The following is a 12,251-nucleotide window of genomic DNA, read 5'->3' as shown; positions in this document are numbered from 1 at the left end:
CGCATTCATTCGATTTGATGTCATCAGAATAAAAGTAGAGATTTCGTCTCCGTTGCATAAAAAATCCCCTCCATTCATTCTTCCTCTAGGTTACTACGTTAAGTAAACTAGACTTAGAACTCATTTTAGGGGCTTGAGAGGTAGGAAAATAATTATCATTCATGAGCTTCTGATTGCCGCCTCCTTTCTAGATCATTATAAAATGTAAGCGATTACAAAACAACATGACAAATTAAAGGATTAATCCCCTATATTATGTATTTTGTATTCATTCCTTCGCTCTTCTTGACCTTGGTCGGTATATAGGACTCCACCCCGCCATTATCAATAGAATTATATCCATATTCAATAAAAGAATAATAAAGGAATTTAGGGAAAAAATGAAAAAACCGCGGAGCACTGAGCCTTCGCGGTTTTTGTTTAATGAGGGATATTTTATTATTGGCGCTTCCCAGGCCAAATCTCCCTCATTATTTTCTTCTATAGAACTTTTCCCAATCGCAAATGATTTCTACGAGTGAAAATTTCGATTGGAATCGTTCATTTTTTTCCCATTCTCTAATTGCTTGTTTTCTTGTTTGATAAAATTTGTAATCGCTTATGTCCCAAGAACAATACACTTTTCTGTACCATTTACCAACTTCAATTCATTCATCGTCTGCTGCCCGGCCCTCTGTTCATATCCAGCCCGCCATTTCCCCTGGCGCTTGCGTCCGATTGGGTTATCGCTTGAGCAGTAATGGCCTCGCATGAGGCAAGCACCAGGGAGCAGCTGAGCATCACGATAATTAAAATAAAGCCATATCTTTTACTGCGCATCTTTAGCTCACCTCTTTTTAGCGTATAATCGTTATCGGAGGAAATATTTTTTCCATACATACTCATAAAAATCCTTAAAGCCCATGTAGGATAACACGATCAGCAGCGGATACACGGGGTAAATATAGCGGGACTTGATTTCCCATAGCAGATAAAAGGCGATAAAGCCTAAAATGACCAAAATTAAAGAGGTTTCTTCGAATCGTTTGGCTCTAATTCCACCAATTAAACGAATGAGAATGCCGGCATACATCAGGAAGCTCATCACATACAGCACCCAGAGCAGTCCACTTCTATAATTTGAATCGGCCTTGAATAAATCTGTGGCCCATGTCGAATAGCTGTACCGCTCCAGGTTAAAGCTTCTTCTCCCCCCTGTATCGGAGGATCCATCGTTACCCATGCCGTACCTCTCCATCTGATACGTTCCTTCCGTCCACGTCCAGATGAGCTTTTTAAAATACATTTCCGCTAAATCGCCTGCACTCGCCTCAGCAAGCTTATTGCTAATAGACTGCTTAAACAGCTCTATACTGTCTGCCTTATTATAGCCCGCGTCTCTTTGATAAATATTATAGCTTTGCCTGCTATCCCAAAACCCAAATGTATTCAGGTTGATGCCCATATTCAGCCACATGTAGACAGGCGCAGAATTTTCATTCACCGATTCATCTACGACATTCGTCGCCTGCAATACCGCATTTTGCGTCCAGGCCGGAACGTTAAACAGCGCCGCCATTAGGATCAACGAGGCGATAGCCTTCTTCATTCCAATTTTCCTTATGTTGAAAATAATACTGAGCAGCATAGCGATAAGAAAAATAACGCCGATGCTTCTGAAGTAGTTGCCAATGGCCAGCAAAATCGCCGCGAGGATGATCGTCTTAATCGATCTGGTTCGAATAAACCTCACAGAGAAATATAAAGCACTGGTCAGAAAAGCGGTAGCAATCACATCATTATAAATAAAATTGCTCATAAACAGCGCAGGAATATAGGTTGCACCAAACACTAGAACGCCATAGTCATTTTCCTTGGACTTGCGATTCAGCTCTCTATAGAGTAAATAAATCATTAGTGTAGTTACGAGAGTAAATAAAATATTGAAAATTTTGATGACCAAATAGTTGTCCGGAAATAACAGCAGCAGTGTTTTTAAGTATAGAACGATCGAAAAGTTAAACGGAAACATATAAAGATATCCGCCGGTCTGGAAGGTAGAATAATCCTTTTGATACAGCATATTCATCGCCAGAGAAAGCACCGTTTCGGAATCATCCGTCGGCAGGCGGGGAAACAGGAAAATGATTGCGATTTGGAGCACACACGAAAGCAGCAGCGTGGTCGGAATAACGATTTTCCAGCTATACTTGTTCAGCTTCAAGCAAAGTTTGTATAGAAAGATGCTTAAGGCCAGAACTGCCCCTATGATCAAAATAAATAAAACCAGCTGTTGTTTTCCCAAGTATGGCGTATCGCCGTATTCGTAAAAGTTATATTCCGCTCTCACAAAAAACGACGACGCGATAAAAAGCCCTATAAAGCATGCAAGCAAGATATACAATATTTTTTGAATGCCCTTAACCATGGACAACCTCCTTACCGCCTTAGTATAGAAGCATTATAAGTCCCTAATCTGAAAATCTCATGAATAGGCAAAATAAAGACGCTCTAGGGTGAGGTACCCGGAGCGTCTTGTTTGGTTTCTGTATGGCATTTAAATGGTGTAGCGAAGGAAAGTCATTAATACGTTTCATAAATAAGCTCGCTGTCCATTTCAAGCTTATGATTAAAAGCCGCATAAATGTATAGCTGCCCCGCCGGACTGTCGCCAGCCTCGTAGCCTAATCGAAAAGTGCGGTCCCCGGCAAACTCCACTCCGGCCAAAACGAGCTCATTTACATCCTCATCAGGATGCATGCTGGCAATCAGAGCCAACGCGCTTTCGCATAGCTCGTCAAGGTGCTCCCACATTTTTTTTATAATGGGCGACAGCCGTTTCATGTCCGGTTTGGTGGCGACATCCACACTTGCGGCAAGCTCTTTCTCCCTATATGGTAGCGTGGTGGAGTAGGATGAAAGAGCAACATCGTATACAAAGGTTCCGACCCCTTTGATCGTATGATCAGGCTCAGCAATGAGATTGCTCGAATAATCTACCCGCGCAAGCTTTGGATGATGGCTTATGTCCAGCTTCGAAATTTTATTTTCAGAGCAATAAAGCTCTTCTAAAAGCACATTATGGCTGATGTCCAGACCTTTAATATGATTATTGAAGCATCTTAAGCTTTGCAGGGCTGAATTGCGCGTTACATCCAACTCCGTAAGATGATTGTTGTTGCAGCGAATTTCAAGCAGGCTCGGACATTCCTTTACGTTCAAGGCTATTAAATAGTTGTTTCCACAATCTAGACGAGAAAGCTGTTTATTTTGATCCAAACTTAAATTAAATAGGGCATTATAGCCGCAGTTGAGCTGCTCTAAATTCGTGTTGTGATCCACATGCAATTCCGAAATGATGTTCCAATAGCAGTCCAGCTTGACGAGCATGGCGTTGTGGCTGACATCCAGCTCCCGAATTCGGTTGAACCCGCAATCCAGAACTTCCAGCTTCCTATTGTTCGTCAGATTCAGGGCAGGAATCCCGTTTTTGTTGCAGTTCAGCTTTTTCAGGTTTATATTGCGGCTAATATCTAGCTCCATCAGGTTATTGTAGGAGCAATCCAGCTCTTCAAGCGACGTAAAATGTTCAATGCCTTTCAGACTTGAATATTTGTGCCCCATAAGCTGCAGAGATACGATTTGCTCCACATCGCTCGTCTGAATCCATTCGCGATTTTCACAATAATTTTCTAAAATATATGTTTTGAATCGTTCATCTCTAAAATCTTCTGTAATATTCATAGCGCTCCTCCTTGGGACAAGTTCCTAATGAATGTAACGGCCAGCGGCTGTCAAAGCATCACTGGACAAACTAAATCTATCATAGCATAAATTGGGATATTTCCCTTCCCAAAACTCGACAAAACCCGTCATTCGCTCCTTCTTCTCTACCATTTACAATGGTATTTCAATAAGATATATTGAAATGGTTAGAAATGTTAGCGTTAACATTTAGTGAGAATGGAGTGATGCCGCCGGTATTGAGCACTTTTTAGTTTGTATCTCGCGTTGCTTGAAATAATCCATTTTGGAGAGGATGATCCATTTATGAAAAAAAGAAGCGCAAAATTATTCGTACTTGTTTTGGCAATGTCTCTTATGTTCAGCATGACGGCATCGGCCAGTGCTAATACAGTAACCTATGGAATTATCTATTCCGATACGCTCACAGCGGGGCAAACCTCTGCCTATTTTCTTTCTAATGCTAAAACGTCTGGTACAAGCGTTAAGGTAACCACATCGGCAGCAAATGCCATTCAACTGCATTACTACTGGACCTACAACAATACAACACTGGATCTTGGCACATACGTCGTTAACAGCACAAATTACAATGGCGGTGCGGCCTATTACAGCCCCGGCACTTTGACTACAGTAGTAGAGCGCGTTCCAGGATCGACGACTCCTTTACCTTCCGTAGCTTATTCCATTACTTTCAATTAATCGCAAAAATAAACCATCAACCACTCCCACTGCTCCGAATCAGCGGTAGTGGTTATTTTTTTGTAATGCTTGGAGCTGCTAGAGCACTGGGTACCTGCATGCATGCTCTTGTTTTACAATTCACATCCGTTAAATACCATAGTAAAGAATATTAACGCCCTTTAATCACGCTCCTATTGGCTCAATGTTTTCTAGAAATTGGGCTCTAGGTTCAATCTCATCGATATCCAAGATATGTACACAGCTCAAGTTTCAAGCGTTAATTCCATTTTCAAATTCCATTTATATGTATTGTATCATCTTCTCCATAGTTTAAGAGCAAGCCAAATCGGGACCAAAAAAAAGAGAGGTTCTACACCCCTCTTTACAATTTAATTAGCTGCTGCTTGGCTGAACACCTGGCTTCATAATCGGTTCCCGGCTGGAGTCATCCTTCCCAGCTTCCCTTAGTACCATTAATCCGATTAATAAGGACACACCGCCAATAATGATGAGCAGAGCCCCCAATTCCTGACTATAGGCAGTCAGCATCCCCTCGCGAAAAGCCATCCCGCGGATGAGGCGGTTCAGCCAGTTCATCGGTAACGCCCATGCGAAAATTTGAAAAGGCTCTGGAAACGCAAGCGGGGTCAGTTGGATTCCCGTAGCAAGAAATGATGGATACAATACGAAGCTCGTTCGTAAGTTGACTTTGGACAGGTCTTTAGCAGAATAGCCAATCAGCATTCCCATCAGGGACAAGGCAAAGGTATAAACAAGCAATGGAAGGATAAAAACATAGGGCTCCGCTTCAAACCGCATGGCCCCCACCTGCTTTAATAATCCATAGCACAGAAGCAGGGATAGGGTGCTCAGAACAGCGTAAGGTACAATGCGCATCCACAGCTGCAAAGGCGACTTTCCGTTGGCGAAGAGCTTCCCCTCCTGACGCAGACGAGGTACAATCGAGCCCGCTGCACTTGTTGTAATCATCAAAACCACAATATTCACAAAGCCGAGCACCATAAAGCCGACATAGCTTGTGGTCGGATTAAACAGCATCCGCTGCTGAAGGGATAACGGTGAGACGAGCCCTTTGGTCGTTTCGGCATCCATTCCTTTTTGCAGCAGACGGGTCATGGATAGGGACGTATTTTCCGTTACGATGATTTCCTGAATCGCGGTTCGAATTCCCGTCAGCCCTGAGGGCATCGTATTATCCATTAAAATGCCGATATTCGTTGATATCCCCTGCTGCTGACGCTGCTCCAACTGTTTGGGAAGCATGATAACCGCTACAGCCTGTTCGTTAGCCAGCAATGTTTCCGGGGCTATACGGCTGGCGTACACGTTAGTGACCTCCATGTATGGGGAAGCATTTATTTTGGAAATTAGCTCCCGGGAATACGAGCTGTGATCCTCATCAATGACAACAACAGGCGATTCACTGATCTGGTTTTGCGAAAACATCAATCCAAAAAAGATGGCCGCAAGCATCGGACCGATAAAGATCATGCGAGCATACTTGCTGCCCGCTACATGCTTCCACTCGTCAATCAGCGAATTCATCAAGTCTCACCTCCGCGGTCATGCCCGGAAGCAAATCGGCATTTGATTCCATCGCTATTCGAACAAGGAACATGCTTAAATCGGCTTGCCCTTTCTCACGACTCATACGCAGGTTGGCAAATTGAGGCGCGGCTGCAATCGAAGTCACAACACCATCGATCTGAACCTCACGAGCCAAATATGGAAAATGAACATCAACACTTTGATTGACCTTAAGCTTGTCTATTTCACTTTCTTGAATGTAGAAATCCGTATAATAGGTTTTCTTTTGCAAACTCGCAACCGCCATTCCTTGCGCCAGCTGTTCCCCCACTTTTACAGCCATTCTATTAATCACTCCGTCATCCGGCGCAAGTACATCCATTTCCCCTTCGTCAGCTGATTTAACCTTAAGGAGCACATCTCCCTGTTTCACAGAATCGCCTGCAGCCACACTAATCTTTACAATCCTCCCTGGACTCTTCTCATAAAATAGGGTCGTTTGCTCCGCCTCCAGCACACCTTGCTTCCTGCTCTCAGCCTGACTGACAGCATCCTTTCCTTTCATAGCAAGAAGTAATCCTCCCACGATTATCACAACTGCAATCCCGATATAAAAGCCTGCTTTTATCTTCATTGCTTTATCTCTCCCAATTCCATTTTCTATATGCTATTAAATCTGCTGCTCTTATTTACTCTTCAACATCATTTTTCTGACCGCATTTTCAGCAGCCTCCATAATGACTTCTCCCAATGTAGGATGGGGATTAATTGTCATCGCCAGGTCTTCTACGGTTGCCCCCATCTCAATCGCAAGGGCCAGCTCCGATATGAGTGTGGATGCCTCCACTCCAACGATTTGTGCACCAATGACGATTCCTGAGATCGGGTCCGCTACCACTTTGACGAAGCCTTCCGTTTCCCTCAATGCCAATGCTCTTCCGTTGATTGCGAAAGGGGCTTTGCCGACAACAACCGGGATGGCTTTTGCCTGGGCCTCCGTTTCACTTAAGCCAACGCTTGCCAGTTCTGGACTTGAAAAAACGACGAGCGGAATCGCTTTATAATCGACCTCGGAGGCATAGCCTGCAATAGCTTCGGCCGCAACTTTGGCTTCATAGGACGCCTTGTGAGCGAGCGCCGGGCCAGCCGTAATATCTCCAATTGCAAAAATATGCGGGATAGCCGTTCTGCACTGTTTATCCGTACCGATTAGTCCCCTGCCCGATACGTTCAAGCCGATGCGATCCAGCCCTAACTCACCGTCTGTATTTGGTTTTCTGCCGACAGTGACTAATGCATATTCCGCTGTAACCTGATGCTGCTCCCCATTTTTAGAATAATGAAGCGTAATGCTCGCGGAATTCTGCACCATTTTCCCCGCTGTCGCCCCGGTTACGATATCTATCCCATCCGCCTTCAATTGCTTGGCTACAGGGGCAGCGAGCTTCGCCTCGAATCCCGGCAGCACTCGTTCTCCTCCCTCCAGAATCGTCACCTTTGTGCCAAATTTGGCATACATCTGCCCAAGCTCCATACCGATATATCCACCGCCGATGACCACTAGGCTAGCAGGAGCCTCTGGGAGGGAAAGCGCCTCTGTGGAAGACAGCACACGCCCGCCGAACGGAAAGGCTTGCAGCTCAATCGGGCGAGAGCCTGTTGCCAGTATGGCGTACTTGAAGGTTATCGTCTGCTCCTGTCCCATTTGTTTGATAATAGCTGTATGCTCATCAACCAAACGGGCCTCTCCTTCCAAAATGCTTACACCGGCAGTCTTTAATAAATAATGAACTCCGCCCGCCTGCTTATTCACAATTCCCTGCTTAAAAAGCTGAGCATCCTTAAATGACACTGCCGCATCTGCAGGATAGAACTCTTGGAGCAAATGATAGCGATGCGACTCTGCAATCAATGCTTTGGATGGAATGCAGCCAACATGCGTACATACTCCGCCAAGCTGACTGCGTTCAATAATAGCCGTCTTCATACCCAGCTGGGAAGAACGCAGCGCGGCCACATAGCCTCCCGGACCTGATCCAATGACCAACGTTTCTACAGATTCAAGCTTACTCATATCGTGATACCTCCTGTTGAAATCCTTTTAAAATATGATAAACATAATATATTATAACCATCATATTTTAAAAGCGTCAACAGCCGTGTTTAGCCTTTCTTGAGCTAACCGTTAGCCAATCGCTAAATTGACAGGCTTAATTATGACGATTATAATATTTTAAAAGATGAAATGATGAAGGCAAAAGAAGGTAGGGGGTTTCGAGTGCCGTATCCCAAAGGACATAAGCTTAAAGTACGAAATAAAATCGTTGAAAGTGCTGCCAAGGCTTTTCGCACCAATGGTATCCACGATGTAAGTGTGCCGTTCATTATGAAGGGGGCCGGATTGACCCATGGAGGGTTTTATTCGCATTTTGACAACAAAGAACAGCTGGTCGCCGAAGCCTGCCAGTATGCCACCAGCGATACGATCGCACTTCTGCAGAGCATCGCTGATCAGGAGCTGCAAAATCCTAAAATCAATACGGTCATTGATTATTATTTAAGTCCATATCATCGTGACAAAACGGAGATGGGCTGTATTCTTCCTGCCCTTTCCAGTGAAATATCTCGTTCTTCTGAGGAGGTTCGGCAAGTATTCACCCATGAACTAGAGCGGATGATTGCTTTTATCTCCAATCTAGCAGAAATTGATCTCTCCAAAGGCAGCGCCCTGTTCAGCACCATGGTCGGCTCTCTTGTTCTTGCAAGGTCTGTCCATGATCTCGAACGGAGTGACAGCCTTCTGTCGGCAGGCAAACAGTATGCTAAAGCTCTGGTTATGACCTAGGCGATTGAATGCAAAAAAACATGCGATTTAGGGAGAGCACTGATGAACTGGCGTGCCTATATCACTAGAGGCTAATCGCGCAGCAAAAAGGCACCTGACTCGTATTTCCCCGAGCTGGTGCCCTTAACTGCTTTTTCCCTGAGCTCCTCAGTCCACCAATATAGCCATCGTCCCTTGCATTTGCATACCAGGAAGACACGAGAATGTCGCCGCATCATTCCCGTGTTTATTTCCGTTTCCGTTTACTCGGCGCGGCTCACACGAAAACCTTGATCCGGGCCAAAGCCGCTCGCCTCGAACTTGCCCCTATAAGATATCTCGTTGTTTCTGATGTCGCCAATCCAACCGCCACCCTTTACAACCCTTAAAGCACCACTATCGCTATCCAAATCTCCTTCTTCATACCAGTTCCAACACCATTCCCTTACATTGCCTGACATATCGTAAAGTCCTAGCTCATTGGGTTTCTGGATACCAACAGCCTTTGTTTTATTTTTGTTGCCTTCTATCATGGTCCAGTTCCATTCTCCTGATAATGGTTTGTCACCAGCATTTTTCCAATACCAGGCTACTTCCTCTACATTATTGCTCCCGCTGTAGGTGTAACTTTTACTCGCCTGACCTCCACCTGCGGCGTATTCCCACTCCGCTTCCGTCGGCAATCGATAACCATTCGCTCCCTCATTGATCGTTACGGTCCATTTTAGATTATCGTAATCACTCTTATTACTCGGGTCTTTTTTATTTTTGTCTATCTCGTAATACGGCTTCAGGCCCTCTTTTACACTTCGTTTATTACAATATTCAACAACATCATACCAGCTTACCATTTCAACTGGTAAATCATCGCCCTTGAATCCGGAGGGGTTGCTTCCCATAACCTCAACCCACTCTTTTTGAGTTACCTCATATTTGTCGATATAAAAGCTTGATATCGTTACACTTTTGCCATAAAAGTTGGACTTTGTGTTCACAAAATCCCCTCCTTTGACAAATACAAGATTATGATTTTTTTCATTATTTTCGGTCTTTTCGGTATTTTCGGTCTTTTCAGCCCTCTCTGTCTTTTCAGGCATTCCTTGCGAGCAGGCGCTGACAACCAATAGTATGGCAGGTAAAAGGAAAATAAATCGTTTTCTCATTAATATTTCTCCTTTAAACGGATAGGAAGAGTATGCAGTCAAATATCTATTGTTGAAATATATAAGGCCGCCGACGGTGAGGACGGCAGGCCTTAGCAAGCTATATTCATAATTAAATCATTTTCTCATTATTCCAAAAACGCTTTAGTGCCGTCTGCTATCCTACTTGCAGTTGGCCTGTTGCTACAAATGTTACCACACCGTTACGTTCGAGCTGCCGCTGCTTTGATACCCCTCTGTCGCAAACACCTGGTAAGTCCAGCTGCTGCCCAGATTCATTCCTTTGCTTTGCCATGCATTAACGTGGTTGCTGAACGTGATTGCGGAGTTGACCCCAGTTGCTCTCTTCGATTGGCGGACACTCCAATACTGTGGGAATGTTTGTGTGCCGTCAATGGATGGCGCGTTGTATCTCATAGTCGTATAAATGTCATATGTGCCACCATCGCTCGATACGGTTCCTTTATACGTTCCGGTAGGACGATACGTGCCCCAGCTGTCAACGACGTAATATTCAATAAGCGAGTTTCTTGTCCACCCGTAAAGAGTTAAATAACCATTGCCAGACGGCGCCCAGACACCGGCATTGTAATTAACTACCCGGTTCGGCGATCCGAAATTCCAGCCCTTGCCAACAACGAAATTCCCGACATTTGACCATGTCACACTATAATTGCCGCCGGACCCATTAACAGCATTTACTGTCCCGCCGCCATCGGTCCAATTTTGCCAATAATCTGTTGCTGCACTTGAGGTTGCTGAAAACATACCCAAACTCATTGAAGCTGCAAGGCATACCGTCAAAATTTTCTTATTAAGCTTTAATTTAAACATGAAAATACCTCCTCATTTTTTATCATTATCTGCCTATATAGTGTAGATTTTTCTCTTTGCAGCACAACACTTATCCTGTGTCATGTCTCACCATCATCTTGCTATCACCTCCTCATTAGGTAAATTATAGCAAGTAAGCGCATACATTAATACATTGTAAATTATAGGTTTTTTCCTTTTATCTTCATGAGATTTTTAGCTGCTCCAGCTCGATGACATAGATCAGTTGCTTTAAATCCCTATTTATTAAAATGTTTGGATAATAAAGATGACCTACCCAAACAGGGTAGGTCGATAACAAAATTGGGTAGGTGACATTGCAAATATGCCTATACCTTCATTAATTCGAAATCCAATACCATTTCACTCGTGTGACCGAGAAAATAATAGTTATAGCTTCCGATTAAGGTTTCCAGCTCTCCTGTACCGTTAATAATTTGAGCGGGGCTATCAAGAGTACCGTTATCAAACATGCCGTTTTCACAGGCTGTAAAAGATCCATATTTCCCATCATAATGACCTTCAAAGTGCAGGAACCCCGCAATTTTGGATTTGGCCTTTTCAGCATCTTCCATATGACTATCTAAGTAATACAGCAAGTATTCTAAAGTTGCTTTCCCTTCCAAAACACCTTTAATTTCATATTCTACTTTTGCAGTATTAATGGGGAAGCTGCTAAGATTGTTTTCAATGGGCTGTTCCTCCCACTTTGTCACAGTAAAAATGACTGTTTCCATTCCATCCCTCTTCCCTAAAAATGAACCATGCTTATATCTTCACATAATGGCATTCATTAATTCATAGAAATACTTCGATTCCTGCGTCTTATTTAGACTATACCAGGCATCTAATGTTTCTGCTGACAACACATCGAGCGCTCTCAAGACGTGTACAGTAAATTCCAACGGAGCTATGCCAGATGCAGTAATCAGTTTGCCATCCGTTACAGCGGGCTCCATTTTGTAATATTTTTCTCCCGTGTAAGTGGGACAGACCATTTTAAGGTATTCCAGATCATTGCTTGTATGCTGGCGTGAGTTCAGCAATCCGGTCTGGGCAAGTCCCATTGTCGCACCACAAATTGCTGCAACCCATATCCCTTCCTTTAAGCACCCCTCTGCCATTTTTAAAATGGGTTGGTGAATGGTTTCTGTCCATGTATCTCCACCGGGCAAAATCAATGTATCTGTGCTTTCGAGGCTGCATTCATCCAGTCTGATGTCCGGCAGTATTTTCAATCCGCCCATTGTCGTTACAGGCGTCATTTCATTGCCCACGGTAACGATTTTGGCTGAGGCCAGCCCCTTTTTAAAATATCTTCCCGAGTTCAGCTCGGCCGTTAAATAACCGATTTCCCAATCTGACATCGTGTCAAACACATAAAGATAGACCGTATTCGTCATTTGCATGCTCCCCTTATATACAAGTCATCAAGGGATGCCATCCATCCTTGCATCGGCAATCCATGATTATCT

12 protein-coding genes are annotated in these 12,251 nt (G+C 44.0%); 2 read left to right on the top strand and 10 right to left on the bottom strand.

Going from position 1 to position 12,251, the window contains the following annotated elements:
* Positions 1 to 651: 651 nt before the first annotated feature.
* From ABEW34_RS27150 to ABEW34_RS27140, 3 genes are all read right to left on the bottom strand, one after another.
* Complete coding sequence (locus tag ABEW34_RS27150) at positions 652 to 819, bottom strand: hypothetical protein (protein ID WP_430163408.1); 168 nt, start codon at positions 817 to 819, stop codon at positions 652 to 654.
* A gap of 31 nt (positions 820 to 850) precedes the next feature.
* On the bottom strand, positions 851 to 2,407 hold the full coding sequence (locus ABEW34_RS27145) for a glycosyltransferase family 39 protein (RefSeq protein ID WP_430163405.1): 1,557 nt from the start codon (positions 2,405 to 2,407) through the stop codon (positions 851 to 853).
* 155 nt (positions 2,408 to 2,562) lie between these two features.
* A complete protein-coding gene (locus tag ABEW34_RS27140) occupies positions 2,563 to 3,723 on the bottom strand; it encodes a leucine-rich repeat domain-containing protein (protein ID WP_430163402.1) in 1,161 nt (386 codons plus the stop codon).
* A gap of 306 nt (positions 3,724 to 4,029) precedes the next feature.
* On the opposite strand from ABEW34_RS27140, the gene ABEW34_RS27135 reads away from it, so the two are divergent.
* Positions 4,030 to 4,425 (top strand): hypothetical protein, encoded by a 396-nt coding sequence (locus ABEW34_RS27135; RefSeq protein ID WP_430163399.1) that lies wholly within the window; start codon positions 4,030 to 4,032, stop codon positions 4,423 to 4,425.
* Positions 4,426 to 4,800: 375 nt separating this feature from the next.
* Here the strand turns inward: ABEW34_RS27135 and ABEW34_RS27130 are convergent, their stop codons facing one another.
* From ABEW34_RS27130 to lpdA, 3 genes are read right to left on the bottom strand one after another with little or no spacing between them, the layout of a single operon-like run.
* Complete coding sequence (locus ABEW34_RS27130; protein WP_430163396.1) at positions 4,801 to 5,973, bottom strand: ABC transporter permease; 1,173 nt, start codon at positions 5,971 to 5,973, stop codon at positions 4,801 to 4,803.
* Positions 5,957 to 6,589, bottom strand: coding sequence for an HlyD family efflux transporter periplasmic adaptor subunit (locus ABEW34_RS27125; protein ID WP_430163393.1), 633 nt, complete (start codon positions 6,587 to 6,589; stop codon positions 5,957 to 5,959). Before ABEW34_RS27125 ends, ABEW34_RS27130 begins: the two co-directional genes overlap by 17 nt.
* 51 nt (positions 6,590 to 6,640) lie before the next feature.
* A complete protein-coding gene (gene lpdA / locus ABEW34_RS27120; protein WP_430163390.1) occupies positions 6,641 to 8,029 on the bottom strand; it encodes a dihydrolipoyl dehydrogenase in 1,389 nt (462 codons plus the stop codon).
* A gap of 204 nt (positions 8,030 to 8,233) precedes the next feature.
* Here lpdA and ABEW34_RS27115 point away from each other — a divergent pair, with 204 nt between their 5' ends.
* Positions 8,234 to 8,800, top strand: coding sequence for a TetR/AcrR family transcriptional regulator (locus ABEW34_RS27115; protein ID WP_430163387.1), 567 nt, complete (start codon positions 8,234 to 8,236; stop codon positions 8,798 to 8,800).
* Positions 8,801 to 9,042: 242 nt separating this feature from the next.
* Here the strand turns inward: ABEW34_RS27115 and ABEW34_RS27110 are convergent, their stop codons facing one another.
* The 4 genes from ABEW34_RS27110 to ABEW34_RS27095 all read right to left on the bottom strand — a co-directional run bounded on the left by ABEW34_RS27110 (position 9,043) and on the right by ABEW34_RS27095 (position 12,179).
* A complete protein-coding gene (locus tag ABEW34_RS27110; RefSeq protein ID WP_430163384.1) occupies positions 9,043 to 9,942 on the bottom strand; it encodes a formylglycine-generating enzyme family protein in 900 nt (299 codons plus the stop codon).
* Between the two features lie 192 nt (positions 9,943 to 10,134).
* Positions 10,135 to 10,776: a glycoside hydrolase family 11 protein gene (locus tag ABEW34_RS27105; RefSeq protein ID WP_430163381.1), complete on the bottom strand. Its 642-nt coding sequence runs from the start codon at positions 10,774 to 10,776 to the stop codon at positions 10,135 to 10,137.
* Between the two features lie 329 nt (positions 10,777 to 11,105).
* Positions 11,106 to 11,513 (bottom strand): DUF3224 domain-containing protein, encoded by a 408-nt coding sequence (locus ABEW34_RS27100; protein ID WP_430163378.1) that lies wholly within the window; start codon positions 11,511 to 11,513, stop codon positions 11,106 to 11,108.
* 39 nt (positions 11,514 to 11,552) lie between these two features.
* The gene (locus ABEW34_RS27095; protein WP_430163375.1) at positions 11,553 to 12,179 is read right to left on the bottom strand and encodes a type 1 glutamine amidotransferase family protein; all 627 of its coding nucleotides are present in this window, start codon (positions 12,177 to 12,179) and stop codon (positions 11,553 to 11,555) included.
* Positions 12,180 to 12,251: the final 72 nt, after the last annotated feature.

It is taken from the genome of Paenibacillus algorifonticola (assembly GCF_050481745.1).
GTDB classification, from domain to species: Bacteria; Bacillota; Bacilli; order Paenibacillales; family Paenibacillaceae; genus Pristimantibacillus; species Pristimantibacillus algorifonticola_A.
The sequence above is the reverse complement of the archived record's forward strand: the minus strand, read 5'-3'. Positions and strand labels throughout refer to the sequence as shown.

Excerpts from the sequence above, each read along its gene's own strand:
- ABEW34_RS27150 (WP_430163408.1), bottom strand. The coding sequence starts at position 819 with ATGCGCAGTAAAAGATATGGCTTTATTTTAATTATCGTGATGCTCAGC.
- ABEW34_RS27110 (WP_430163384.1), bottom strand. The coding sequence starts at position 9,942 with ATGAGAAAACGATTTATTTTCCTTTTACCTGCCATACTATTGGTTGTC.
- ABEW34_RS27105 (WP_430163381.1), bottom strand. The coding sequence starts at position 10,776 with ATGTTTAAATTAAAGCTTAATAAGAAAATTTTGACGGTATGCCTTGCA.
- lpdA (WP_430163390.1), bottom strand. The coding sequence starts at position 8,029 with ATGAGTAAGCTTGAATCTGTAGAAACGTTGGTCATTGGATCAGGTCCG.
- ABEW34_RS27130 (WP_430163396.1), bottom strand. The coding sequence starts at position 5,973 with ATGAATTCGCTGATTGACGAGTGGAAGCATGTAGCGGGCAGCAAGTAT.
- ABEW34_RS27095 (WP_430163375.1), bottom strand. The coding sequence starts at position 12,179 with ATGACGAATACGGTCTATCTTTATGTGTTTGACACGATGTCAGATTGG.
- ABEW34_RS27140 (WP_430163402.1), bottom strand. The coding sequence starts at position 3,723 with ATGAATATTACAGAAGATTTTAGAGATGAACGATTCAAAACATATATT.
- ABEW34_RS27145 (WP_430163405.1), bottom strand. The coding sequence starts at position 2,407 with ATGGTTAAGGGCATTCAAAAAATATTGTATATCTTGCTTGCATGCTTT.
- ABEW34_RS27135 (WP_430163399.1), top strand. The coding sequence starts at position 4,030 with ATGAAAAAAAGAAGCGCAAAATTATTCGTACTTGTTTTGGCAATGTCT.
- ABEW34_RS27125 (WP_430163393.1), bottom strand. The coding sequence starts at position 6,589 with ATGAAGATAAAAGCAGGCTTTTATATCGGGATTGCAGTTGTGATAATC.
- ABEW34_RS27100 (WP_430163378.1), bottom strand. The coding sequence starts at position 11,513 with ATGGAAACAGTCATTTTTACTGTGACAAAGTGGGAGGAACAGCCCATT.